This window comes from Pseudomonas sp. LBUM1641 (assembly GCF_059716235.1).
In genome coordinates this window covers 1,889,882-1,916,183 of record NZ_CP166815.1, presented here as the reverse complement: position 1 = coordinate 1,916,183, position 26,302 = coordinate 1,889,882, and the positions used below count along the sequence as shown (strand labels likewise).

Below are 26,302 nucleotides of genomic sequence, written 5' to 3'. Positions count from 1 at the left end.
CCTTGCAAAAAAATATCACCCCGCTGGAGCCCAGTAAATACGTGGCTTCCAGCGCACCCCCTTCTGGGCCATTGTGACAAAGTGTCCGTAACCCTCCGAAACATACACCGATTTCGGCACTACATAATGAGTCAAAAGACGCCATTGTTTGTCTTAGCCACTACATTTCCTAGAAACCGTAATAGGCTCAGTCAGCAACTGACAGGCGGCACTCCGGGCCGTTACAATTACCGACTTTGTCGCAACGCTTGGAGCTCAACCTTCCGTGCCCGTTCTGCGTCTACCGCTTCTCCCTGCCGCGGCAGGTAAACAGCACTGGGGCAATCTGCCCGGTGCCGCCCTGAGCCTGGCCATCGCCGAGGCTGCCAGCGCTGCCAAGCGCTTTACCCTGCTGCTCACCGCCGACAGCCAAAGTGCCGAGCGGCTGGAACAGGAGCTGAGTTTCTTCGCCCCCGATTTGCCGGTGCTGCATTTCCCGGACTGGGAAACCCTGCCCTACGATCTGTTCTCGCCGCACCAGGACATCATTTCCCAGCGCATTGCCAGCCTGTACCGCTTGCCGGAACTGGCCCACGGCGTGCTGGTGGTGCCGATCACCACGGCCCTGCATCGCTTGGCGCCGACCAAGTTCCTGCTGGGCAGCAGCCTGGTGCTGGATATCGGCCAGAAGCTCGATGTGGAACAAATGCGCACCCGGCTTGAGGCCAGTGGCTATCGCTGCGTCGACACGGTGTACGAGCACGGCGAGTTCGCGGTGCGTGGCGCGCTGATCGACCTGTTCCCGATGGGCAGCAAACTGCCCTACCGGATCGACCTGTTCGACGACGAAATCGAAACCCTGCGTACCTTCGATCCGGAAAACCAGCGCTCCATCGACAAGGTCGACTCGGTCAAGCTGCTGCCGGCCCGGGAGTTCCCGCTGCAAAAAGACGCGGTCACGCGCTTCAAGGCGCGTTTCCGCGAGCGCTTTGACGTGGACTTCCGCCGCTGCCCGATCTTCCAGGACTTGAGCAGCGGGATTACGCCCGCCGGTATCGAGTACTACCTGCCGCTGTTCTTCGACGAAACCTCGACCCTCTTCGATTACCTGCCCCAGGACACCCAAGTGTTCTCGCTGCCAGGCATCGAACAAGCGGCGGAGAACTTCTGGAATGACGTGCGCAACCGTTATGAAGAACGCCGCGTCGACCCGTCGCGTCCTTTATTGCCACCGGCCGAGCTGTTTCTGCCGGTGGAAGACTGCTTCGCCCGCCTGAAAAACTGGCCGCGCGTAGTCGCCAGCCAACAGGACGTGGACGCCGGTGCCGGCCGCGAGCGCTTCCCGGCACAAGCGCTGCCGAACCTGGCAATTGAAGCCAAGGCCAACCAGCCGCTGGAAGCGCTGTCGAATTTCCTCGGCGACTTCCCCGGGCGCGTGCTGTTTACCGCCGAGTCCGCCGGGCGCCGCGAGGTGCTGCTGGAGTTGCTGGAACGCCTGAAGCTGCGGCCGAAAACCGTCGACAGCTGGCCGGACTTTGTCGCGAGCAAGGATCGCCTGGCGATCACCATCGCGCCGCTGGACGAAGGCTTGCTGCTGGACGACCCGGCCCTGGCGCTGATTGCCGAAAGCCCGCTGTTCGGTCAGCGGGTGATGCAGCGCCGCCGCCGCGAAAAACGCGCCGACGCCAACAACGACGCGGTGATCAAGAACCTCACCGAACTGCGCGAAGGCGCGCCGGTGGTGCATATCGACCACGGTGTGGGCCGTTACCTGGGCCTGCAAACCCTCGAAATCGACAACCAGGTGGCTGAATTCCTCACCATGGAATACGCGGAGGGCGCCAAGCTTTATGTGCCCGTGGCCAACCTGCACCTGATCGCCCGCTACACCGGCAGCGACGACGCCCTCGCGCCGTTGCACCGCCTCGGTTCCGAGACCTGGCAGAAAGCCAAGCGCAAGGCCGCCGAACAGGTACGCGACGTGGCCGCCGAACTGCTCGACATCTATGCCCGCCGTGCCGCCCGCGAAGGTTATGCCTTCGCCGACCCCAAAGCCGACTACGCCACCTTCAGCGCGGGCTTCGCCTTTGAAGAAACCCCGGACCAGCAAACCACCATCGACGCCGTGCGCGCCGACATGCTGGCGCCCAAGCCGATGGACCGCCTGGTGTGCGGCGACGTGGGCTTCGGCAAGACCGAGGTGGCGATGCGCGCGGCCTTCATCGCGGTGCATGGCGGCCGCCAAGTGGCGATCCTCGTACCGACCACCCTGCTCGCCCAGCAGCACTACAACAGCTTCCGCGACCGCTTTGCCGACTGGCCGGTGACCGTGGAAGTGATGAGCCGCTTCAAATCCGCCAAGGAAGTGAATGCGGCCATCGCCGACCTGGCGGAAGGCAAGATCGACATTGTCATCGGTACCCACAAACTGCTGTCGGACGACGTGAAGATCAAGAACCTCGGCCTGGTGATCATCGACGAAGAGCACCGCTTCGGTGTCCGTCAGAAGGAACAGCTCAAGGCCCTGCGCAGTGAAGTCGACATCCTGACCCTCACCGCCACGCCGATCCCGCGCACGCTGAACATGGCGGTGTCGGGCATGCGTGACCTGTCGATCATCGCCACGCCGCCGGCGCGGCGTTTGTCGGTGCGCACCTTCGTCATGGAGCAGAACAAAAGCACGGTCAAGGAAGCCCTGCTGCGTGAGTTGCTGCGTGGTGGCCAGGTGTACTACCTGCACAACGATGTGAAAACCATCGAGAAATGCGCCGCCGACCTCGCCGAACTGGTACCGGAAGCGCGGATCGCCATCGGCCACGGGCAGATGCGCGAACGCGAACTCGAACAGGTGATGAGCGACTTCTACCACAAGCGCTTCAACGTGCTGATCGCCTCGACCATCATCGAGACCGGCATCGACGTGCCGAGCGCCAACACCATCATCATCGAGCGCGCCGACAAGTTCGGCCTGGCCCAGCTGCACCAGTTGCGCGGCCGGGTTGGGCGCAGTCACCACCAGGCGTACGCTTATTTGCTGACGCCGCCGCGCCAACAGATCACTTCCGACGCCGAGAAGCGCCTGGAAGCGATCGCCAATACCCAGGACCTCGGCGCCGGCTTTGTGCTGGCCACCAACGACCTGGAAATCCGTGGTGCCGGTGAACTGCTGGGCGATGGCCAGAGCGGGCAGATCCAGGCCGTGGGTTTCACCCTTTACATGGAAATGCTCGAGCGGGCGGTAAAAGCCATTCGCAAGGGCGAGCAACCGAACCTCGACCAACCGCTGGGTGGCGGCCCGGAAATCAACCTGCGCTTGCCGGCATTGATTCCCGAAGACTACCTGCCGGATGTGCACGCACGCCTGATCCTGTACAAGCGCATCGCCTCGGCCACCGACGAAGACGGTCTCAAGGACCTGCAAGTGGAGATGATCGACCGTTTCGGCCTGTTGCCGGAACCGACCAAGAACCTGGTGCGCCTGACCCTGCTCAAATTGCAGGCCGAGCAGTTGGGCATCAAGAAGGTCGACGCCGGGCCGCAAGGTGGGCGTATCGAGTTCGAAGCGCAGACGCCGGTGGACCCCCTGGTGCTGATCAAGCTGATTCAGGGCCAGCCCAATCGCTACAAGTTCGAAGGGGCTACGCTGTTCAAGTTCATGGTGCCGATGGAACGCGCCGAAGAACGCTTTAATACACTGGAGGCGCTGTTTGAGCGCCTCATCCCGAAATCTGCTTGAAGGACGCCCCAATGCGCCTGTTCCGCATTTTGAGCTTGTTGTTGGTGGTCGTTGCGCCTTCGGCGTTCGCCGACAGCCCGTACCTGGTGGAAATGATTCTGGTGCGCCAGAACGCCGAGCCGGTGATCAATAGTCGTGCGGCGCCGGAAGACTGGGACGCGGGGGCCCCTCGCCTGCCGGCCGACAAAATGAGCCCGCCGCGGCTGGGCAACATCGTCGACAAGCTCAGCGCCGACAATAACTACACCGTGTTGCTGCACCGGGCATGGGATCAGAACCTCGGCGAACAACCGGTGAAGCTGGCCATCAGCGACGGCCAGGAACAGTTCGGCCAGTTTCCCATCGAAGGCACCCTGAGCCTGCAGCTCGGGCGCTTTACCGATATCGACGCCGACTTCTGGGTCAACCAGTTCGACGCCAACGGCAGTGTCGTTGCCAGCGAACACCTCAGCCAGCAAGACGTGCGCACCAAGAACAACCAGCTCAACTATTTGGACGGCGGCCACCTCGCCCTGCTGATCAAGATCACTTCGCTGACCGCCAAGCCGCCCAGCGCACCACCGCCCGACGTGCAGGACTGATCCAGCGCCATGCCCCTGACGTCGTCGTTGACCAAACCCCTGGCCCCTTCGTGGGCCAATCGCTTTAAAGAGCAAAGCCTTGAGCGCGGCCGACGCTACGCCCTGGAAAACCGCGTGCGGATCGTCGAGTCCGGCGACAGCACCATCATTGCCAGCTGCGAAGGCTCGGGCGGCAATGTCTACCGCCAGACCATCTCCCTGCGCGAGTCCGCCAAGGGCACGCTGATCCTGGTGGACAGCCGCTGCACCTGCCCCGTGCACACCAACTGCAAACACATCGCCGCGGTGCTGCTCAAGGTCCAGGAAACCCTGGCCTACCCGGCGGCGGCTCAGGACGCGGAGTTGCTGGAGAAGCTCCAGGCAGTGCTGGATAACCGCGTGGTGCTGCCGCAAGTGGTGATGGAAGACGTGCAGCCGGTGCCACGCTTGTGGCTGGCGAGTATCGAGTTCAGCGCCTTCGAGCCGCGCAACGGCAAGATGCAGCGTTATATCCAGCACCGTGCAGCGTTGTCCTTCAACTATTTGGGCAACTACGTCAGCGGCCAGAAGAACGCCGACATTATCGTGCGCCAGGAACAGCAGAGCCTGCGGATCAAGCGCCACCCCGAGGTGGAGCAGCAGTTTCGCGAACAACTGCGCCTGCTGGGCTTCAAGATCGCCACGCGGCAGAGCAAGGCCCTGCCGGAAAGCGCCGGCGAGCTGTTCGAGATGGTCAATGACAGCGCGTGGCTGAACTTCACTTTGAATGCATCGCCGACTCTGCGCGCCCAGGGCTGGGAATTGCAGATCGACGAAGATTTCGGTTTTGACCTGAGCGCCGTAGACGATTGGTATGCCAGCGTCGACGAAGTGCCGGAGCGTGACTGGTTCGACCTGGAACTGGGGATCATCGTCAACGGCGAACGCCTGAGTTTGCTGCCGATCCTGCTGAACCTGATGCGCTCCCACACCGAGATCCTCAACCCGGAAAAACTCGCCCGGCGCCGCGATGACGAACTGATCCTGGTGAACATTCCCGGCCTGCCCAACGGCCACGGCCCGCTGCAAGTGGCGCTGCCTTACGGGCGGCTGAAACCGGTGCTGGCGACCCTGGGCGAGTTCTACCTGCAAGAGCCCGGTACCACTGCGCTGCGCCTGGCCAAGGCCGACGCCATTCGCCTGAACCCGCTGGAAGACTTGCCGCTGCAATGGGAAGGCGGCGAAAAGATCCGCAACTTCGCCCAGCGTCTGCGGGACATCAAGGATTTCAGCTGCGAAGCGCCCGAAGGCTTGAACGCGACGTTACGCCCTTATCAGCTGGAAGGCCTGAGCTGGATGCAGTCGCTGCGTCAGCTCGACGTCGGCGGGATTCTTGCGGACGACATGGGCCTGGGCAAAACCCTGCAAACCCTGGCGCATATTCTCAGCGAGAAAATCGCCGGGCGCCTGGACCGGCCGTGCATGGTGGTGATGCCCACCAGCCTGATCCCGAACTGGCTCGACGAAGCGGCGCACTTCACGCCGCAGCTCAAAGTATTGGCGCTGTACGGTGCCGGGCGTAAGAAACATTTCGCTCAATTGCAGGACTACGACCTGCTGCTGACCACCTACGCCCTGCTGCCCAAGGACATCGAGCAACTGGCCGCCCTGCCCTTGCACGTGTTGATCCTCGACGAAGCGCAGTACATCAAGAACCCCAACAGCAAGGCCGCCCAGGCTGCCCGCGAGCTGAACGCCCGCCAGCGCCTGTGCCTCAGCGGTACACCGCTGGAAAACCACTTGGGCGAGCTGTGGTCGCTGTTCCACTTCCTGCTGCCGGGTTGGCTCGGGGATGTGAAAAGCTTCAACCGCGATTACCGCGTGCCAATCGAAAAACGCGGCAGCGATGTGCGATTGCAGCACCTTAATGGTCGGATCAAGCCGTTCCTGCTGCGCCGTACCAAGGAGCAGGTGGCGACGGAGTTGCCGCCCAAGACCGAGATCATTCATTGGGTCGACCTCAACGAAGCGCAGCGCGACGTATACGAGACCATGCGTCTGGCGATGGACAAGAAAGTCCGCGACGAGATCACCCGCAAAGGCGTGGCCCGCAGCCAGATCATCATCTTGGAAGCGCTGCTCAAGTTGCGTCAGGTGTGCTGTGACTTGCGCCTGGTCAATGATGCGACATTGCCGGCGAAGGGCAGCAGCTCGGGCAAGCTCGACAGCTTGATGGAGATGCTCGAAGAGCTGTTTGCCGAAGGCCGCAGGATTCTGCTGTTTTCCCAGTTCACCTCGATGCTGAGTCTGATCGAAGCCGAACTGAAGAAGCGTGGCGTTGCCTATGCGCTGCTGACCGGGCAAACCCGGGATCGGCGCACGCCGGTGAAGGATTTCCAGAGCGGCAAGCTGCAGATCTTTCTGATCAGCCTGAAGGCCGGTGGCGTCGGGCTTAACCTGACGGAAGCGGACACGGTGATTCACTACGACCCGTGGTGGAACCCGGCGACAGAAAACCAGGCGACCGACCGTGCGTATCGTATTGGCCAGGAGAAACCGGTGTTCGTCTACAAGATGATTGCCCGGGGCACCGTGGAAGAGAAAATCCAGCATTTGCAGAAGGAAAAGTCTGATCTTGCGGCGGGCGTTCTGGATGGGCGGACGACGGGGGACTGGAAGCTGGGGAATGAGGATATTGAGGCGTTGTTTGCGCCGTTGCCTCACAAGCAAGAAAAGCGCTGACTGTTAGATCGCCTTCGCGAGCAAGCCCACTCCCACATTCGATCGCATTTCCTCAGGAGATACACGGTCGAATGTGGGAGCGGGCTTGCTCGCGAAGGGCGCACCGCAGTTGTCAGTCGATTAACTGAGCATCTCGCAGCGCACCAAGCGCTGCCAGCCAACGCGGATCCTGCTTGTACTCGGTCGAAGCCACAGGCTGGCCCCGCATCCGCGCAATGCGCGCCGACGGGGTGACCTTCATGCGCTGGGCAGCACTCAGGGCCAATTCAGCGGCCGCACGATCGTTGCACACCAGGCCCATGTCGCAGCCCGCAGTCAGCGCCGCCTCGATACGGCTCGCAGCATCACCGACCACATGGGCGCCAGCCATCGACAGGTCATCACTGAAAATCACCCCGTCGAACTGCAACTCACCGCGCAGAATGTCCTGCAACCAGCGCCGGGAGAAGCCGGCCGGTTGCGCGTCGACCTGTGGATAAATCACGTGGGCCGGCATGACGGCCGCCAACTGCTTGCTCAGGCGTGCGAAAGGCACCAGGTCATTGGCGCGAATCTGTTCCAGGCTGCGTTCATCATTGGGAATTGCGACGTGGGAATCGGCTTCAGCCCAGCCGTGGCCGGGGAAGTGTTTTCCGGTGGCCGCCATGCCGGCGCTGTTCATCCCGCGGATAAAGGCACCGGCAAGCACGGCAGCTCGCTCGGGGTCGCCTTCGAATGCGCGCGTGCCCACGACTGCGCTGCGCTGGTAATCGAGGTCCAGCACCGGCGCGAAGCTCAGGTCCAGGCCGACTGCCAGCACTTCTGTCGCCATGACCCAACCGCACTGCTCGGCCAGTTGCTCGGCATTCGGATTGTCGGCCAAGGCGCGCATCGCCGGCAGGCGGACAAAGCCCTGACGCAAGCGCTGCACGCGGCCGCCTTCCTGATCGACCGCCAGCAACAGGTCCGGGCGTACGGCGCGAATCGCGGCGCTCAACTCACGCACTTGGCGCGGGTGCTCGATATTGCGTGCAAAAATGATCAGGCCGCCCACTTCGGGCTGGCGCAACAGGTGGCGATCTTCAGCCGTCAGCCAGGTACCGGCGACGTCCACCATCAAAGAGCCTTGCAGGGCTTGGGTCATAAAGCTTCCTTAAATAACGCGCGCAGCCCGGAGCCCTCGCGAGATCGCATCGCCAGGATTGAATCTGGAAACGGACGCTCAGCGGGAGCAACGGGCTGTGGGTAAATAGCTGAAATCGGCATGGGCGGCTAGCTTAGCGGATGCAAGCGGCCGCGCACACCCGGACGGGGTTAAACCTTGGCCGGGACCGGTACGGACTTGCTGCGGGGACGCAACTGGGCGGCGGCCATGGCCTGGTCGGTAACGCCGGTTTCGGCACGCATGCCGGCGGCGAGAAACGGCACCATCAGGCGCATCACCTGCTCGATGGAGGTGTTGACGCCAAAGTCGGTCTCGGCAATCGCACGCAGGGCCTTGATCCCGGACATGCTGAACGCTGCAGCACCGAGCATGAAGTGCACGCGCCAGAACAGCTCGATCGGCGGAATACGCGGTGCGGCTTCGTTGACCAGCAACATATAGCGGCGGAATACCTTGCCGTACATGTCTTCCAGGTAGCGACGCAGGTGGCCCTGGCTCTGGCTGAATGCCAGGCCCAACAGGCGCATGAAGATCGACAGGTCGTTACCGCTGCGAGGCTGGACCACCAAGGCTTGCTCGACGAGGATTTCCAGCAGGTCTTCCAGGCTTGGCTTGTTTTCAGGCTTGGCCTGGCGACGTTCCAGCTCACGGTCGAGGCTGATGCAGAAAGGCCCCAGGAAACGTGAGAACACGGCCTGGATCAGCGCCTTCTTGGAGCCGAAATGGTAGTTCACTGCTGCCAGGTTGACCCCGGCCTTGCTGGTGATCAGCCGCAATGAGGTTTCAGCAAATCCTTTTTCCGCGAACAACTGCTCGGCAGCATCGAGAATGCGTTCAACGGTTTCCGACTGGGCCATGGCTACTCCGCCTGACAAACACTTGTTTGAAACATACGTTTCAAGCTATGTCTTGTCAAGCCTGCAGGTCCGTTTGCGGCTGGTCGGTCACCGATTTCATGGCCATTTAATCACATTCGCCAACGTCTGTAGGCGGCGCTGTTTTAACCCTGTAGGACGGATGACAAACGACCGTCCAGCGGAGTGACTGAAAACGGTGATTGCCAAGCGCAGTCCACTGTATATAATCCCAGTCACTGTATAAAAAGACAGAGCGATCAACATGCTAAAACTGACGCCACGCCAAGCTGAGATTCTGGCTTTTATCAAGCGCTGCCTCGATGACAACGGCTACCCGCCGACCCGAGCGGAAATTGCGCTGGAACTGGGATTCAAGTCGCCCAACGCCGCTGAAGAACACCTCAAGGCTCTCGCCCGCAAAGGCGCGATCGAGATGACCCCGGGTGCCTCACGGGGCATTCGTATCCCTGGCTTCGAAGCCAAGGCCGACGAGTCGACACTGCCGATTATCGGCCGGGTCGCAGCCGGTGCGCCGATCCTGGCGCAACAGCACGTCGAGGAATCCTGCAACATCAACCCGACGTTCTTCCATCCCCGTGCCGACTACCTGCTGCGAGTCCATGGCATGAGCATGAAGGACGTGGGTATTTTCGACGGCGACCTGTTGGCCGTCCATACCACACGTGAAGCCCGCAATGGCCAGATCGTCGTCGCCCGTATTGGCGATGAAGTGACGGTCAAACGCTTCAAGCGCGAAGGCAGCAAGGTCTGGCTACTGGCCGAGAACCCTGAGTTTGCGCCGATTGAAGTGAACCTGAAGGATCAGGACCTGGTGATTGAAGGCTTGAGCGTCGGCGTTATTCGCCGCTAACGGAGGCATCATGCAGTTCCTACAGACCCCACAACACACTCAGCTGTCGCTGTTTGAGGCCTTTATGGCCCAGCCCCTTGCGCCCATCCTCAAGGAAACGGTCGAAGCGCCCTGGAGCGCCGAACCCGAGGCGTTCAGTGAACTGTCGTTGCGCGGTGCTGCCGGGAGCTGCCTGAGCCTGCTGGCGCCGATCCTTCGCGAATTGAGCGAAGAGCAGGACGCACGCTGGCTGACGCTGATCGCCCCGCCGTCCAGCCTGACCCAGGCCTGGCTGCGGGACGCAGGCCTGAACCGCGAGCGCATCCTGTTGCTGCAACCCCGCGGTGCCCAAAGTGCCCAGCAGTTGACCTGCGAAGCCTTGCGCCTGGGCCGTAGCCATACGGTAGTCAGCTGGCTGAACCCGCTGACGACAGCGGCCAGGCAACAGCTGATCAGCGCCGCACGTACGGGCGATGCACAGAGCTTGAACATTCGGTTGGGATAAAACGATGCGCGGATAACTGACGTCTGTCAGGGTCTGCCATGACGCGAGGCTTCTTCAGGATTGAGAAGCCGATCTTCACGATTCAATCTTACAAAAAACCGACAAACGGACTCAGTGAAGAATCCGTGGGCCGTCTTCCTTCTCCGGCTCGCCTTCAGCCAGGCGCCCTGCCATCTGCACACCTACGCTCAACATGGCTTTTGCCACTTCCACGTGCTGGCCTTGCAGGAATGCTTTTGCGTCTTCGGAAAAATCCAAAATAACCAGAGAACCCTCGTCCTCAGCCCGGCGCAGCTCGATTCGGCCGTCGGGCAATTCAACAATTTCCAGAAAGGACGTTGGCATAAAAGTCTGTTCTCCACGAAAGGCCGGCATTATATCAGTCATCAGCGCGGCCTCGCTCAGGATCTGGACAGCTTTCTTTACGGCTTGATGAATGGTGCCCAACTTAACTCAGCACTCGTTCAATCCATCTCGAAACCGAATGGCCAGTTTCTTCAACTCCTGCCTCCAGCTTTCCAGCTCCTCTCGGCTTAATGGCTCAGGCCCTTCTTCGTCCAGGCTCACGGCCACGATCAGCGGCTGGGTCACATCGCCTTTGGGGGTGTGTTTCACCCGTGGCGGCTGAAACATATCGGCGTGGGCTACCAGCAATCGGGCCAGCCAGCTGTCCGGGCTCTGCGCCATTTCCACCAACTCGGCCAACTCCGGGATGGCCATGGTCTCCAGCACGTCACGGTTGATGATCATCTCTGCACGCGGTGAACCGGCCTGAGGCAAGCGATAGAACCCGGCAATCTCATGGCACAGGCCAAGCAAGGCGCCATACAGGTGGAACAGCGCCGCTTCACGCCCGGCCTGTACCAGCGCGATAGCGTTCATCTCCGTTCCTTCCTCGGCGCGGCCGAGGGCTTCCAGGGACAAACCCGCGAAGTAAATTTTCTGGTTGGTACGGGTATAGAGTTCGTTGGCCATGAAGGCAGTCTCCACAACGAATAAGGCGTGCTGGCTGAACAGTGTCACGGATCAGCCAAGTCCACTGCAAGCGCAAAAAAAGGCCGCCTATCAAGGCGGCCTTTGTTCATGTGGCTGATCGTATCAAGCGCCCTGGCGCTTGTCCTCGACCTTCCACTTGCCGCCGTCGTAGAACGCTTTCCAGCCGGTAGGCTTGCCTTCCACTTCGGTCTGCACGTACTGCTCCTTGGTCTTGCGGCTGTAGCGGATCACAGACGGACGACCGTCTGGGTCCTTCTTCGGCGCTTCGCAAAGGAAGTGGTACTTAGGATCGATCTCGTCCTTGTGAGGCACGATCTCGATCACCAGCGGAGCACGGGTCTCGCGGTTTTTCGGGAACTGGCTGGCAGCCAGGAACAGCCCCGAAGCGCCATCACGCAGGATGTAGGTGTCGTTAACCTTCTCGCACTTGAGTTCAGGCATCTTCACCGGGTCCATCTTCGGCGGCGCCGCGTCACCGCTTTTCAGCAGTTTGCGGGTGTTCTTGCACGTCGGGTTGGTGCAACCGAAGAACTTGCCGAAACGGCCGGTCTTGAGCTGCATCTCGCTGCCGCACTTGTCGCATTCCAGGCTCGGACCTTCGTAGCCCTTGATGCGGTAAGTGCCTTCTTCGATCTCATAGCCATTGCAATCCGGGTTGTTACCGCAGATGTGCAACTTGTGCTTCTCATCCAGCAGGTAAGCGTCCATCGCCGTGCTGCAGATCGGGCAACGGTGCTTGCCACGCAATACCAGCGACTCGGATTCACCCTCGTCATCGGCAGCGATTTCATCGCCCGGCACCAGGTTGACGGTGGCCTTGCAGCGCTCTTTCGGCGGCAGGCTGTAACCCGAGCAACCGAGGAACACGCCGGTGGATGCCGTACGAATCTGCATCGGGCGACCGCAGGTGAGGCACGGAATATCCGTCATCACCGGCTGGTTGGCACGCATGCCGTTCTCGGCGCTTTCAGCTACTTCGAGTTTCTTCTTGAAGTCGCCGTAGAACTCATCGAGCACGTTTTTCCAGTCGCGTTCGCCCTGGGCCACGTCATCGAGATTCTCTTCCATGCCGGCGGTGAAGCCGTAGTCCATCAGGTTGGAGAAGCTCTCGGACAGGCGCTCGGTGACGATGTCGCCCATCTTTTCCGAATAGAAACGACGGTTGTGCAAGGCGACGTAGCCGCGGTCTTGGATGGTGGAAATGATCGCCGCATAGGTCGAAGGACGACCGATACCGCGTTTTTCCATCTCCTTGACCAGGCTGGCTTCCGAATAACGCGCCGGCGGCTTGGTGAAGTGCTGGGACGGGTCGAGCTTGATCAGCTTCAACACATCGCCCTGGGCCATGTCCGGCAGCACGTCATCGTCGCCTGGCTTGGCGATTTGCGGCATCACGCGGGTGTAACCGTCGAACTTGAGGATACGGCCCTTGGCACGCAGCTCGAAGTCACCAGCACCCACGCTGACAGTAGTAGACAGGTATTGCGCCGGCAGCATCTGGCAGGCCAGGAACTGGCGCCAGATCAGCTCGTAGAGGCGCTCAGCGTCGCGCTCCATGCCGCTCAGCTTGCTTGGCTCGGTGTTGGCGTCGGAGGGACGAATCGCTTCGTGAGCCTCTTGTGCGCCTTCCTTGCTGCTATAGACGTTCGGCCTCTCCGGCAGGTACTTCTTGCCGAACTCGCTTTCAATATAAGTGCGCGCCATTGCCACCGCGTCTTGCGACAGGTTGGTGGAGTCGGTACGCATATACGTGATGTAGCCCGCTTCATACAGACGCTGGGCCATCATCATGGTCTTCTTCACCCCGAAGCCCAGGCGGTTGCTCGCAGCCTGTTGCAGGGTGGAAGTGATGAACGGCGCCGACGGCTTGCTGCTGGTGGGCTTGTCTTCACGCTTGACGATGCTGTAGCTGGAAGCCTTGAGCTTCTCCAGCGCGGCCATGGCCTGGGCTTCGTTGAGCGGCTTGAAGGCCTCGCCTTTCTCGCGGGCCACTTCAAAGCGCACGTTGTTGCCCTTGGCGGTGCCCAGGTCAGCGTGCACTTCCCAATATTCTTCGGGGTTGAACGCACGAATCTCGCGTTCACGCTCTACGACCAGCTTTACCGCCACCGATTGCACACGGCCGGCGGACAGGCCACGGGCGATCTTCGCCCACAGCAGCGGCGAAACCATGTAACCCACGACGCGGTCGAGGAAGCGGCGGGCCTGCTGGGCATTGACGCGGTCAATGTCCAGTTCGCCCGGCTTGGAGAAGGCTTCCTGGATCGCCTTCTTGGTAATTTCGTTGAACACCACGCGCTTGTAGCGGCTGTCGTCACCACCGATGGCTTCCCGCAGGTGCCAGGCAATAGCCTCCCCTTCGCGGTCCAAGTCGGTTGCGAGATAGATGGTGTCAGCATCTTTGGCGAGCCGGCGCAGCTCTTCGATGACCTTTTCCTTGCCCGGGAGGATCTCGTACTTGGCTTTCCAGCCATGATCGGGATCGACACCCATGCGCGAGACGAGCTGCTTGCGCGCTTTCTCTTTAGGCGTGAGCACCGGACCTTCGCCCGCAGCCGCCTTGCCGCGTTTGGCGGCAGGCTCCTTGCTGGCGCTAGCCGAACCGCTGGTGGGCAGGTCTCGGATATGGCCGATACTCGACTTCACCACGTACTCGTTACCCAAGTACTTGTTGATGGTCTTGGCCTTAGCCGGGGATTCCACAATGACCAGCGATTTGCCCATGGATCGGAAAATTCCTGAATTCGAGAAGTGAAAGGCGGTTGGCGCCTGACGCGGCAACGCTATATATAGTGGCAACAAGGTGAGGTCAAGCGCAGCATTCTGCGCGGCCTGCCTTTATTGCGCGGAAAAAAGGCTGGGTTCGACCTGGATCAAAGCAAAGCGCGGGACCTGTTCGCCGTCAACTTCGACGGTCTCCAGGAACATGCTCAAGGGACGCACCCAAAAGCCGTAATCGCCATACAGTGCTTGGTAAAACACCACTTCCTCTTCGGTCTCGGAATGCCGCGCCACATTAAAAACGCGGTACTGCGGACCTTTATAATGCTGGTAGAGCCCTGGTTCGACTTTCATGCTCTGGCCCTCTTACAAAATTTGTTAAAAAAAAATATAAAAAAATTCCAAAAAACAAAAACCGGGGCACTGGGCCCCGGCTTCCGTCAGCGAAACGTTTAGATACGTTCGAAGACGGTGGAGATGCCTTGGCCGAGGCCAATGCACATGGTCGCAACCCCAAGGTTGCCGCCATTTTGCTTCATCACGTTAAGCAACGTGCCGGAGATACGAGCGCCGGAACACCCAAACGGGTGACCCAAGGCAATCGCGCCGCCGTGCAGGTTAACCTTCTCGTTCATCTTGTCGAGCACTTTCAAATCTTTCAGCACTGGCAGGGCCTGTGCGGCGAAAGCTTCGTTGAGCTCGAAGAAGTCGATGTCGGAGATGCTCAGGCCTGCGCGCTTCAATGCTTTTTGTGTGGCCGGTACTGGACCATAGCCCATGATTGCCGGGTCCACACCTGCGACTGCCATCGAACGAATCACCGCCATCGGCTGGATACCCAGGTCCTGGGCACGCTGGGCCGACATCACGATCATGCACGAAGCACCGTCGGTGATCTGCGACGAAGTACCGGCTGTCACGGTGCCGCCCTTTGGATTGAAGGCAGGCTTCAAGGCCGCCAGGCTTTCCAGGGTGGTGTCCGGACGAATGGTTTCGTCGTAGTCGAACAGTTTCAGGAAACCGTTCTCGTCGTAGCCGTTCATCGGGATGATTTCATCCTTGAACTTGCCTTCCAGGGTCGCCTTGTGGGCGAGCTGGTGGGAGCGCAGGCCGAATGCATCCTGGGCTTCGCGGGTAATGCCGTGCATTTTGCCGAGCATTTCTGCGGTCAGGCCCATCATGCCCGAGGCTTTCGCCGCGTACAGGGACATGTGCGGGTTCGGATCGACACCGTGCATCATGCTGACGTGGCCCATGTGCTCCACGCCGCCGACCACGAACACATCACCGTTACCGGTCATGATCGCTTGGGCAGCGGTGTGCAACGCGCTCATGGACGAGCCACACAGGCGGCTGACGGTCTGGCCGGCAGCGGTGTGCGGGATCTGCGTCATCAAGGAAGCCATGCGGGCGATGTTCCAGCCCTGCTCCAGGGTCTGGTTGACGCAGCCCCAGATGACGTCTTCGACTTCGTTCGGGTCGACCTTGACGTTGCGTTCCAGCAATTTGCTGATCAGGTGCGCCGACATGTCTTCAGCGCGGGTGTTGCGGTGCATGCCGCCCTTGGAGCGGCCCATCGGAGTACGACCGAAGTCGACAATCACGACGTCTCTTGGATTCAAGCTCATAAATATTCTCGCTCTAGTCGTCTGGGCACTTAACCGAAGAAGCTCTGGCCGTTCTTGGCCATCTCACGCAGCTTCGCAGTCGGGTGGTACAGCGGGCCCAGATCAGCGTATTGATCAGCCAGGGCAACGAACTCGGCCACACCGATGGAATCGATGTAACGCAGCGCACCACCACGGAATGGAGGGAAACCAATACCGTAGACCAGGCCCATGTCGGCCTCGGCTGCGGTTTCAACGATGCCGTCTTCCAGGCAGCGCACGGTTTCCAGGCACAGGGCGATCATCATCCAGTTGACGATGTCCTCGTCGGACACTTCACGCTGTTCGTAGATGACCGGCGCGAGTACTTCGTGAACCGACGGGTCGGCCACTTTCTTCTGCTTGCCCTTCTTGTCGGTCTCGTAAGCGTAGAAACCCTTGCCATTCTTCTGGCCCAGGCGCTTGGCTTCGTAGAGCGCGTCGATCGCCGAGCGGCGGTCGTCTTTCATGCGATCCGGGAAGCCTTCAGCCATCACGTCACGACCGTGGTGGCCGGTGTCGATGCCGACCACGTCCATCAGGTACGCCGGGCCCATTGGCCAGCCGAATTTTTCCATGACTTTGTCGATGCGCACGAAATCCACACCGGCGCTGACCAGCTTGGCGAAACCGCCGAAGTATGGGAACAGCACGCGGTTGACCAGGAAGCCCGGGCAGTCGTTGACGACGATCGGGTTCTTGCCCATTTTCTTGGCGTAGGCAACGGTGGTGGCAACGGCCAACTCGCTGGACTTCTCGCCACGGATCACTTCCACCAGCGGCATCATGTGCACCGGGTTGAAGAAGTGCATGCCGACAAAGTTTTCCGGACGCTTGAGGGCCTTGGCCAGCAAGGTGATGGAAATGGTCGATGTGTTGGAAGCCAGGATGGTGTCTTCTTTAACCTGGGCTTCAACTTCAGCCAGTACCGCCTGCTTGACCTTCGGGTTCTCGACAACCGCTTCGACCACCAGGTCGACGTGGCCGAAATCGCCGTAGGACAGCGTAGGACGAATGCCGTTAAGCACTTCAGCCATTTTCGCTGCAGTCATGCGGCCTTTATCAACGCGGCCAACCAGCAGTTTCGCGGCTTCTGCCAGACCCTGCTCGATACCGTGCTCGTTGATGTCTTTCATCAGGATCGGCGTGCCTTTGGACGCCGACTGATAGGCGATACCGCCGCCCATGATACCGGCGCCGAGTACGGCGGCCTGCTTCACGTCGCGGGCGATTTCGTCGTAGGCCTTGGCCTTTTTCTTCAGTTCCTGGTCGTTCAGGAACAGACCGATCAAGCTCTGCGCAGCAGAGGTCTTGGCCAGTTTGACGAAACCAGCGGCTTCGATCTCCAGGGCCTTGTCGCGACCGAAGTTCGCGGCCTTCTGGATCGTCTTGATCGCTTCAACCGGCGCCGGGTAGTTCGGGCCGGCCTGGCCAGCCACGAAACCTTTGGCGGTTTCGAACGACATCATCTGTTCGATGGCGTTGAGCTTGAGTTTTTCGAGCTTTGGCTGACGCTTTGCCTTGTAGTCAAATTCGCCGCTGATGGCGCCTTTGATCAGGTTCAGTGCGGCTTCTGCCAGCTTGTCGGGAGCGACCACAGCATCCACGGCGCCGACTTTCAGCGCGTCTTCAGCACGGTTTTCCTTGCCGGCGGCAATCCACTCGATGGCGTTGTCGGCACCGATGATGCGCGGCAGGCGCACGGTACCGCCGAAGCCTGGGTAGATGCCCAGTTTCACTTCCGGCAGGCCGATTTTCGCGGTGGCAGACATCACGCGGAAGTCGGCGGCCAGGCACATTTCCAGACCGCCGCCCAAGGCGATGCCATTGATCGCGGCAACGGTCGGCACGTTGAGGTCTTCGAAATCGCTGAAAATCTTGTTGGCTTCGAGGTTGCCAGCCACAAGCTCGGCATCGGGCAGCTTGAAGTTGTCGACGAATTCGGTGATGTCAGCGCCGACGATGAACACGTCCTTGCCGCTGGAGACGATCACGCCCTTGACCGATGCATCTGCTTTGATGGTGTCTACGGCCTGACGCAATTCATTCAGGGTTAGACGGTTGAACTTGTTGACGGACTCACCCTTGAGGTCGAATTTCAATTCGACGATGCCACTTTCAAGAGCCTTAACCGTGATGGCTTTACCTTCGTAAATCATCAACTGATCTCCACGATATGGAAGCTGAACAGTACACGTCGGACGCAGGATTCAGCGTAGACACTGACGTTACCGTCGATGCTAACGCCAATTTGCCAGGCACACCCGCCAACGCGATAGTCGGGATTCTGTACGAACGGTCTGAAAGACAAACGCTCAATTCATACGCCCGTTTGATTTGGGTACGTCACCTTCAGCCAAATCCGAAGAATTGTCAATCGCTCGAAAGGGCCGGAAAAACGCGACTTTTCAGTCATTTCAGAACCCGAGGCAGCCGGCATCGCCCCGCCAATGTTTAATCATTCGCGAAATCAATAATGTGAATTTTGATTTAAAGGGCTGTACAGAACCGAATATGCGGCTAGGCTAGCGGCATGTAAAACGAATTACCGGCCTGCCTGGCCAACTCCAGCCCGATGATACTTTCGGGCTTTTTAATGCCCGCAGGAACCTCAGGCCAGCGCCTTGAGCACCGCGTCAATGTCCTGCAACACACTCAACTCGCCCTTCTCGCCCCAGTACAGGGTGATCATTTGCTTGTCCGCTTCGACTTTGTAGACGTTCGCAGGCAGCGTCGCAAAATGCGGCAACAACTTTTCATCAACGCAGGTTTCCTGCCACTGATTGACCCAAATCCCCGGTTCCAACTGCCAATAACTCCAGGTCACCCGCTTGGTACCGCGTCGTGGCCGGTGATACTGCGCACACGGGCTGGGCGGCTCATGCTTGAGCCAGTGCGGCCATTCCTGAGGTGTCAGTTGCATGGTCAAACCGATGCGCCGTGCCTCCATGCGCAACGCCATGCGCCCGCTTGAATGGCGCGAAGGACGCAGCCACGCCAGGGGGCTTAAAACCAGCGCAAGGATTGACACCACTATCCAGACCGTCATATGTGTACTCCCGAATTTCTTGAAGAGCGGATTTGACCTGACCCAACCCCATCCGCTTGAAACCAGCCATACTGAACTTATCGCTTTCCTTTGGAGAAACCCCTCATGCCCTACGAACATATTCTGGTCGCCGTGGACCTGACCGAAGAATGCGACCCCGTGATCAAGCGGGCCGTAGGCCTTGCAGGCGACTCGGTGAAACTGTCCCTGGTGCATATCGTCGAACCGATGGCCATGGCCTTTGGTGGCGACGTGCCAATGGACCTTTCCCAACTGCAACAGCAGCAGTTCGACCAGGCCAAGGAGCGTCTTGATCGACTGATCAACAAGTATCCCGCCCTGAAAAAAGACCAGAGCCACCTGACCTACGGCCAGCCGCGCCAGGAAATACACCACTTGGCCAAGGAACAGGGTTGCGACCTGATCGTGGTCGGCAGCCACGGCCGTCACGGCCTGGCCTTGCTGCTGGGCTCCACCGCCAATGACGTGCTGCACGGCGCACCTTGCGATGTGCTGGCAGTGAAACTGGTAAAGAGCTCGTAAGACCAACGGCAATCTAATGTGGGAGCGAGCAAGCCCGCTCCCACATTTGAACCGCGTTTCATACAAAAAACCCGGTGCTCATACAAATGAGCGCCGGGTTTTTTATTGCGCTTGAATCACTCAGGCATCCAGCTCGGCCCAGCGCTCAACCAGAGCTTCCAGCTCGCTGTTCAACTGCTCGAGGGATGCAATCACCTTGGCAGTTTCTGCAGCAGGACGCAGATAGAAACCCGCGTCAGCCATTTCAGCTTCAACGGCAGCGATCTGCTGTTCCTTGGCGTCGATATCGCCCGGCAGCGCTTCCAGCTCACGTTGCAGCTTGTAGCTGAGCTTCTTCTTGGCTGCAGGCGCTTCTTGCACAGGAGCAGAAGCGGCAGCAGCCACCGGGGCAACCACGGCCGAGGTCAAGTCAGCCTTGCCGGATTTGCTCTCGGTCACGCCCAGCAAGCGCGGCGAGCCGCCCTGACGCAGCCAGTCCTGATAACCACCGACGTATTCACGTACCTTGCCCTCACCTTCGAAGACCAGGGTGCTGGTGACCACGTTGTCGAGGAATGCCCGGTCGTGACTGACCATCAGCACGGTGCCGTTGAAGGTCAGCAAGACCTCTTCCAGCAGTTCCAGGGTTTCAACGTCGAGGTCGTTGGTCGGTTCGTCGAGCACCAGCAGGTTGGCTGGCTTGCTGAACAGCTTGGCCAGCAGCAGGCGCGCACGCTCACCACCAGACAAGGCTTTAACCGGCGTACGCGCACGCTGCGGGCTGAACAGGAAGTCGCCCAGGTAGCTCAACACGTGGCGGCTCTGGCCGTCGATGTCGATAAAGTCGCGACCTTCGGCGACGTTGTCGATCACGGTTTTTTCCAGGTCCAACTGGTGGCGCAACTGGTCGAAGTAGGCCACGTCGATGCGTGTGCCCTCTTCCACTGTGCCGCTGGTCGGTTGCAGGCCGTTGAGCATCAGCTTGAGCAAGGTGGTCTTGCCGGTACCGTTGGCGCCAAGCAGGCCGATACGGTCGCCGCGCTGCAGGACCATGGAGAAGTCCTTGATCAGGAACGGGCCGTCCGGGTGATGGAAGCTCACATTTTCCAGGACCATCACTTGCTTGCCGGACTTGTCGGCGGTATCCAGCTGAATGTTGGCCTTGCCGGTGCGCTCACGACGCTCGCTGCGCTCGTTACGCAGGGCCTTGAGGGCGCGGACGCGACCTTCGTTACGGGTGCGACGCGCCTTGATGCCCTGGCGGATCCAGACTTCTTCCTGGGCCAGTTTCTTGTCAAACAGCGCGTTGGCGGTGTCTTCGGCAGCCAGGCTGGCTTCCTTGTGCACCAGGAAGCTGGCGTAGTCGCCGTTCCAGTCGATCAGGCCGCCGCGATCCAGTTCGAGGATGCGCGTGGCGAGGTTTTGCAGGAAGGAACGGTCGTGCGTGATGAACAGCACGGCGCCCTGGAAATCCTTGAGGGCTTCTTCCAGCCAGGCGATTGCGCCGATGTCCAGGTGGTTGGTCGGTTCGTCGAGCAGCAGCAGGTCTGGTTCGGAAACCAGCGCCTGGGCCAGCAGGACGCGGCGACGCCAGCCGCCGGACAATTCGGCGAGGGTCTTGTCGGCCGGCAGTTGCAGGCGGCTCAACGTGCTGTCGACCAATTGCTGCAAGCGCCAGCCGTCACGGGCTTCAAGGTCTTGCTGGACGTGCATCAGCTTGTCCAGGTCTTCTTCGGTGACGCAGTTCTGTGCCAGGTGATGGTATTCGGCGAGCAGTGCGCCCACGCCATCCAGGCCTTCGGCAACCACGTCGAATACTGTCCGTCCGTCGGCCACCGGCAATTCTTGCGGCAATTCGCCGATCTTGAGGCCCGGCGCGCGCCATACAGAGCCTTCGTCGGACTTCTGGTCGCCTTTTACCAGCTTCATCATGCTGGACTTGCCGGTGCCGTTGCGGCCGATGATGCACACCCGCTCACCACGGGCGATCTGCCAGGACACCTTGTCCAACAACGGCATAGCGCCGAAAGCAAGGGACACATCGCTGAATTTGAGCAGGGTCATACGCTTCTCCAAAAACTGGGCGCGCATTCTACCTGACTTAGGGCTCGAGGCGGCCGGCATTTTCGTCGCTGACATGTTCTGTCGGACATTTCAGATGAACTTGAACGAAGCGACCGGCAAAGCTTTCACCGGTTGCAGCCAAAAGGCTAAGCTAGGGGCAATCAGTGTCGGCGACGTCGGCACTAGTCCAGATTCCTCTGCACGGACGTCTCATGCGCAGTCGCCTTTTCAGCTTTTTATCTTGTCTGCTTCTTTCTGCCACCGCCGTTCAATCTGCCCAGGCCGTGGACCTCACCACCCAACGTCAATATTACGATGAAGCCAAACGAGCCCTCGCCAAAGGCGACAGCGGCCCGTATTTCCAATACAGCCAGGCCCTGGCCGACTACCCCTTGACGCCGTACCTCGCCTACGACGAACTGACCGCGCGCCTGAAAACCGCCAGCAACGAGGAAATCGAACAATTCCTTGCCAAGAACGGCGACCTGCCCCAGGCCAACTGGATGAAGCTGCGCTGGTTGCGCTGGCTGGCCGACCGTGGCGACTGGCAAACCTTTGAAAAGTACTACGACGCCAAACTCAATTTCGTCGAACTGGACTGCCTGCACGGCCAGTTCCAACTGACCCATAACCAAAAAGCCGAAGGTTATAAAACCACCGAGAAGCTGTGGCTGACCGGTAAATCCCAGCCTGCTGCCTGTGATGCAACCTTTGGCCAGTGGGCCGCCGACGGCCAACTCACCGAACAGAAAATCTGGGACCGCGCCAAACTCGCTGCCGAAGCCCGCAACTACCCGCTGGCCAACAGCCTGGTAAAAACCCTGCCGACCCTCGGCGCTCAAGGCCGCCTGATGGTGGACGTGGCGCAGAAGCCCGACATGCTCAGCGACCCGTCGCGCTTCCTGCCGGCCAACGAAGCCATGTCCGACGCCGTCGGCCTGGGCCTTCGCCGCCTGGCACGCCAGGACCCGGACAAGGCCATGGCCCTGCTCGACGGTTATGCCAGCAGCATGCACTTCTCTCGTGACGAAAAAGTGTCGATCGCCCGGGAAATCGGCCTGACCCTGGCGCGCCGCTACGACCCGCGCGCCCTCGACGTGATGACCAAATACGATCCGGAACTGCGGGACAACACCGTCTCCGAATGGCGCCTGCGCCTGCTGTTGCGCCTGGCCCGTTGGGAAGACGCTTACCAGTTGACCCGCAAGCTGCCCCAGGATTTGGCCACCACCAACCGCTGGCGCTACTGGCAGGCCCGCAGCCTGGAATTGGCAGAGCCGAAGAACCCGCAAGCCCTGGTGATGTACAAGGGCCTGGCCAAGGAACGAGACTTTTACGGCTTCCTGGCCGCGGATCGCTCCCAGTCGCCGTACCAGCTGAACAACAAGCCGCTGGTGATGAGCCAGGCGCTGATGAACAAGGTGCGTAACACCCCAGGCGTACGCCGCGCCCTGGAGTTCTACGCCCGCGGCCAGATCGTTGATGGCCGTCGCGAGTGGTACCACGTCAGCCGGCACTTCAACCGTGACGAAATGGTCGCCCAGGCCAAGCTGGCCTACGACATGAAGTGGTACTTCCCGGCGATCCGCACCATCAGCCAGGCCCAGTACTGGGACGACCTGGACATCCGCTTCCCGATGGCCCACCGCGATACCCTGGTGCGTGAAGCCAAGGTCCGCGGCGTGCATTCAAGCTGGGTGTTTGCAATCACCCGCCAGGAAAGCGCCTTTATGGACGACGCGCGTTCCGGCGTCGGTGCCACCGGCCTGATGCAACTGATGCCCGGCACCGCCAAAGAGACCGCACGCAAGTTCAGCATCCCCCTGGCCTCGCAACAGCAGGTGCTCGACCCGGACAAGAACATCCAGCTCGGCGCGGCGTACCTGAGCCAGGTTCATGCCCAGTTCAACGGCAACCGCGTGCTCGCCACCGCCGCGTACAACGCCGGCCCGGGCCGTGTACGCCAATGGCTGCGCGGCGCCGATCACCTGAGTTTCGATGTGTGGGTGGAAAGCATCCCGTTCGACGAAACCCGTCAGTACGTGCAGAACGTGCTGTCTTATTCAGTGATCTACGGGCAGAAGCTCAATGCGCCACAGCCGCTGGTGGATTGGCATGAGCGGTATTTTGATGATCAGTAAGGGGAGCAGCTGCAAGCAGCAAGCTTGAAGCTGAAAGAAAAATGCCCGCAATGAGAGATGCGGGCATTTTTTATGGCGCTGCCGGGGACTCGCTTTGCCCCGCTTCTGCCAGCGCAAGGCTCAAGGCTTGCAGCATGAACTCGACAAAGGGAGTTACCTCTGCCTGCTGGTCCGCCGCCGACAATGCGGCGTAATAAGCATCCTGCTGATCGCGAATCACCGCCTCTACCGGCAAGTAAGCCAGCACCGGGCGCCACTGACTGAGAATCAGGGTTTGCCATAAGCGGCCCATGCGCCCGTTTCCATCGGCAAAAGGATGGATAAACTCGAATTCGTAGTGGAAGACGCAACTGACGATCAGTGGATGCCAGTCAGAGGCCGACTGCCACTTCAGCAAATCATCAACCAAATGCGTAACACGGCTCGCCGGCGGCGCCATGTGCACCAACTGTTCGCCCCGATAGATCCCTACGCCCGCTTGACGAAACCGACCCGCATCGTCGATCAATCCATACATCAATAACTCATGGGCACGCAGCAGGTCCCCACGTTCGCCCGGTGCCCACTGCGGCATAGCCTCGTAAGCGGAAAAAGCGTTGCGTACTTCCTGAATCTCCCGGGGCAAGCCCAACACACGCTTGCCTTCCAGCACAGCGGTCACCTGTTCGACACTCAGGGTGTTGTTCTCGATGGCCAACGACGCTTGAATCGTACGAATCCGGTTGCCACGCCTCAATTGCGGGGTCTGCCGGCTGTCGTCGCCAGCTGAAAGCTGACCAATCTGCTCACTGATATCAGCAACCAGACTCAACATCTTGGCAGTCAGGGTCAACGGAGGTTGATAACGGCTCATTTCCTCATCCAAGTCTGTAACGAAAGCCAACATAATGCCCTAAGGGACGGTCACACCACAGCCTCAATCAACTTCAGCACCATCACTGAACTGCAACGCCGCCAACCGCGCGTAGAGCGGATTGCTGGCGATCAACTGCTGGTGCGTCCCCACCGCCACCAGCTTGCCCTGGTCCATCACGGCAATCCGGTCTGCGTTCTTCACGGTGGCCAACCGGTGGGCAATCACCAGCGTGGTGCGCCCTTCCATCAACTGTGGCAGCGCTTGCTGGATCAGGTGTTCGCTCTGGGCATCCAGTGCGCTGGTGGCTTCGTCCAGCAGCAGGATCGGTGCGTCCACCAAAAGCGCCCGGGCGATGGCCAGGCGTTGACGCTGGCCGCCGGAAAGGCCCATGCCGCCATCGCCGAGGTGGGTCTGGTAACCGTCGGGCATTTGCAGGATAAAATCATGGGCATGGGCGATGCGCGCCGCTTCTTCGACCTGGGCAAAGGTGGCCGACGGATTGCCGTAGCGGATGTTCTCTTCGACAGTGCCGAAGAACAGCGCCGGGCTCTGGGACACCAGGGCGAAACAGCGGCGCAGGTCCAGCGGGTCCAGTTCGGTCAGCGGCTGACCTTCAAGCAGGATCCGGCCTTGCTGCGGATCGTAGAAACGCAGCAACAGATCGAAGATCGTCGATTTACCCGCGCCGGAGGGGCCGACCAGCGCCAGGGTTTCACCGGCATTGATGCTCAGGCTCAAGCCGTCGATAGCAAAACGATCTGGGCGCGACGGATAGGAGAAGCGCAGATCCTGGATTTCCAGGCGGCCGCTGACCCGCTCCGGCAGCTTGATCACGTTTGCCTCAGGCGCCTTGATCTCATTGCTCGATTGCAGCAATTCGCCAATCCGCTCTGCCGCGCCGGCCGCTCGCTGCAATTCGCCCAACACTTCACTCAAGGTGCCGACGGCACTGCCGACGATCAGGCTGTAGAACACGAACGCGGCCAGCTCTCCGCCGGAAATACGCCCACCGATCACGTCCATGCCGCCCACCCAAAGCATCACGCCCACGGCGCCCAGCACCAGCATGATCACCAACGTAATCAGCCACGAACGCTGCAGGATACGCTTGCGTGCGGTGGTGAACGCCTCTTCCACCGTCACCGCAAAGCGCTGCTCGTCCTGCACCTGGTGGTTATAGGCCTGCACGGTCTTGATCTGGCCGAGGGTCTCGGACACGTAGCTGCCGACATCGGCGATCCGGTCCTGGCTTTGGCGCGACAGGCTGCGTACCCGGCGGCCGAAGATCAAGATCGGCGCCAGTACCAGTGGCAGCGCTATTACCACGATGCTGGTGAGCTTGGGGTTGGTGACAAACAACAGCACGATCCCGCCGATCACCATTAAGGCGTTGCGCAGGAACAGTGAAAGCGAGGAGCCGATCACCGATTGCAGCAAGGTAGTGTCGGTGGTCAGGCGCGACTGGATTTCCGAACTGCGGTTGTTTTCATAGAAGCCCGGGTGCAGGTAGATCAAATGGTTGAACACCTGCCGCCGGATGTCTGCCACTACCCGTTCGCCGATCCACGACACTAGGTAAAACCGCGCAAAGGTGCCCACCGCCAGGCCCAGCACCAGAATCATGAACAGGCCGATGGACTGGTTGAGCAGGTGCGGCGACTGGGTCATGAAGCCCTGGTCCACCAGCAGGCGAATGCCCTGCCCCATGGACAAGGTGATGCCGGCGGTGACGATCAACGCCAACAAGGCCCCCAGGGCCTGCCAGCGGTAGGGAGCGACGAAGCGGCTGGCCAGGCGAATTGCGCGGCGTTGACGGGCTGAGAGCATGGAGGGTTTCACCTGAGGGTGGGAGACGGGAACCTACGTAGCTACATGGGGGGAACTTGAGCGAATCACAATGAGTCAGGTTAATTATGCTTACCGAACCTAGGCCCTAGAGGCTATCGGTCTAAGGC

General features: G+C 60.3%; 18 protein-coding genes and 1 pseudogene. 7 read left to right on the top strand and 12 right to left on the bottom strand.

Annotated features, from left to right (window positions below; genetic code table 11):
• Positions 1-265: 265 nt before the first annotated feature.
• From mfd to ACA046_RS08710, 3 genes are read left to right on the top strand one after another with little or no spacing between them, the layout of a single operon-like run.
• The gene (mfd, locus tag ACA046_RS08720) at positions 266-3,715 is read left to right on the top strand and encodes a transcription-repair coupling factor (protein WP_017477206.1); all 3,450 of its coding nucleotides are present in this window, start codon (positions 266-268) and stop codon (positions 3,713-3,715) included.
• An 11-nt stretch (positions 3,716-3,726) separates the two neighbouring features.
• Complete coding sequence (locus ACA046_RS08715; RefSeq protein ID WP_459027049.1) at positions 3,727-4,296, top strand: CsiV family protein; 570 nt, start codon at positions 3,727-3,729, stop codon at positions 4,294-4,296.
• A gap of 9 nt (positions 4,297-4,305) precedes the next feature.
• Complete coding sequence (locus ACA046_RS08710; protein ID WP_459027048.1) at positions 4,306-6,996, top strand: DEAD/DEAH box helicase; 2,691 nt, start codon at positions 4,306-4,308, stop codon at positions 6,994-6,996.
• Between the two features lie 112 nt (positions 6,997-7,108).
• Here ACA046_RS08710 and nagZ read toward each other — a convergent pair whose 3' ends face one another.
• Positions 7,109-8,119, bottom strand: coding sequence for a beta-N-acetylhexosaminidase (gene nagZ / locus ACA046_RS08705; protein ID WP_459027047.1), 1,011 nt, complete (start codon positions 8,117-8,119; stop codon positions 7,109-7,111).
• A gap of 170 nt (positions 8,120-8,289) precedes the next feature.
• Positions 8,290-8,997, bottom strand: coding sequence for a transcriptional regulator PsrA (gene psrA, locus ACA046_RS08700; RefSeq protein WP_003218964.1), 708 nt, complete (start codon positions 8,995-8,997; stop codon positions 8,290-8,292).
• 262 nt (positions 8,998-9,259) lie between these two features.
• Here psrA and lexA point away from each other — a divergent pair, with 262 nt between their 5' ends.
• Together lexA and sulA are read left to right on the top strand one after the other, a co-directional pair.
• The gene (gene lexA / locus ACA046_RS08695) at positions 9,260-9,868 is read left to right on the top strand and encodes a transcriptional repressor LexA (RefSeq protein ID WP_003172575.1); all 609 of its coding nucleotides are present in this window, start codon (positions 9,260-9,262) and stop codon (positions 9,866-9,868) included.
• Positions 9,869-9,878: 10 nt separating this feature from the next.
• Positions 9,879-10,352, top strand: a complete 474-nt coding sequence (gene sulA, locus ACA046_RS08690; protein ID WP_258344405.1) for an SOS-induced cell division inhibitor SulA — start codon at positions 9,879-9,881, stop codon at positions 10,350-10,352.
• A gap of 111 nt (positions 10,353-10,463) precedes the next feature.
• Here sulA and ACA046_RS08685 read toward each other — a convergent pair whose 3' ends face one another.
• From ACA046_RS08685 to ACA046_RS08655, 7 genes are all read right to left on the bottom strand, one after another.
• The gene (locus tag ACA046_RS08685; RefSeq protein ID WP_003218969.1) at positions 10,464-10,697 is read right to left on the bottom strand and encodes a hypothetical protein; all 234 of its coding nucleotides are present in this window, start codon (positions 10,695-10,697) and stop codon (positions 10,464-10,466) included.
• 108 nt (positions 10,698-10,805) lie between these two features.
• Complete coding sequence (locus ACA046_RS08680) at positions 10,806-11,327, bottom strand: DUF6586 family protein (protein WP_459027046.1); 522 nt, start codon at positions 11,325-11,327, stop codon at positions 10,806-10,808.
• 123 nt (positions 11,328-11,450) lie between these two features.
• Positions 11,451-14,072 (bottom strand): type I DNA topoisomerase, encoded by a 2,622-nt coding sequence (gene topA, locus ACA046_RS08675; protein ID WP_497676276.1) that lies wholly within the window; start codon positions 14,070-14,072, stop codon positions 11,451-11,453.
• 114 nt (positions 14,073-14,186) lie between these two features.
• Positions 14,187-14,423, bottom strand: coding sequence for a DUF1653 domain-containing protein (locus ACA046_RS08670; protein ID WP_010176359.1), 237 nt, complete (start codon positions 14,421-14,423; stop codon positions 14,187-14,189).
• A 98-nt stretch (positions 14,424-14,521) separates the two neighbouring features.
• Positions 14,522-15,697 (bottom strand): acetyl-CoA C-acyltransferase FadA, encoded by a 1,176-nt coding sequence (fadA, locus tag ACA046_RS08665; protein WP_076017236.1) that lies wholly within the window; start codon positions 15,695-15,697, stop codon positions 14,522-14,524.
• A gap of 29 nt (positions 15,698-15,726) precedes the next feature.
• A complete protein-coding gene (gene fadB, locus ACA046_RS08660) occupies positions 15,727-17,874 on the bottom strand; it encodes a fatty acid oxidation complex subunit alpha FadB (protein WP_063032264.1) in 2,148 nt (715 codons plus the stop codon).
• A 452-nt stretch (positions 17,875-18,326) separates the two neighbouring features.
• Positions 18,327-18,764, bottom strand: coding sequence for a hypothetical protein (locus ACA046_RS08655; RefSeq protein ID WP_076017235.1), 438 nt, complete (start codon positions 18,762-18,764; stop codon positions 18,327-18,329).
• Between the two features lie 105 nt (positions 18,765-18,869).
• Between ACA046_RS08655 and ACA046_RS08650 the strand changes: the two genes are divergently transcribed.
• The gene (locus tag ACA046_RS08650; protein WP_003218985.1) at positions 18,870-19,307 is read left to right on the top strand and encodes a universal stress protein; all 438 of its coding nucleotides are present in this window, start codon (positions 18,870-18,872) and stop codon (positions 19,305-19,307) included.
• A gap of 120 nt (positions 19,308-19,427) precedes the next feature.
• Here ACA046_RS08650 and ACA046_RS08645 read toward each other — a convergent pair whose 3' ends face one another.
• Positions 19,428-21,350, bottom strand: a complete 1,923-nt coding sequence (locus ACA046_RS08645) for an ATP-binding cassette domain-containing protein (RefSeq protein WP_497676275.1) — start codon at positions 21,348-21,350, stop codon at positions 19,428-19,430.
• Between the two features lie 212 nt (positions 21,351-21,562).
• On the opposite strand from ACA046_RS08645, the gene ACA046_RS08640 reads away from it, so the two are divergent.
• Positions 21,563-23,491, top strand: a complete 1,929-nt coding sequence (locus tag ACA046_RS08640) for a transglycosylase SLT domain-containing protein (RefSeq protein WP_076017232.1) — start codon at positions 21,563-21,565, stop codon at positions 23,489-23,491.
• An 88-nt stretch (positions 23,492-23,579) separates the two neighbouring features.
• Here the strand turns inward: ACA046_RS08640 and ACA046_RS08635 are convergent.
• Both ACA046_RS08635 and ACA046_RS08630 read right to left on the bottom strand, forming a co-directional pair.
• Positions 23,580-24,344, bottom strand: a pseudogene (locus ACA046_RS08635) (Fic family protein); the annotation flags it as partial.
• Between the two features lie 63 nt (positions 24,345-24,407).
• Complete coding sequence (locus tag ACA046_RS08630) at positions 24,408-26,174, bottom strand: ABC transporter transmembrane domain-containing protein (protein WP_459027042.1); 1,767 nt, start codon at positions 26,172-26,174, stop codon at positions 24,408-24,410.
• Positions 26,175-26,302: the final 128 nt, after the last annotated feature.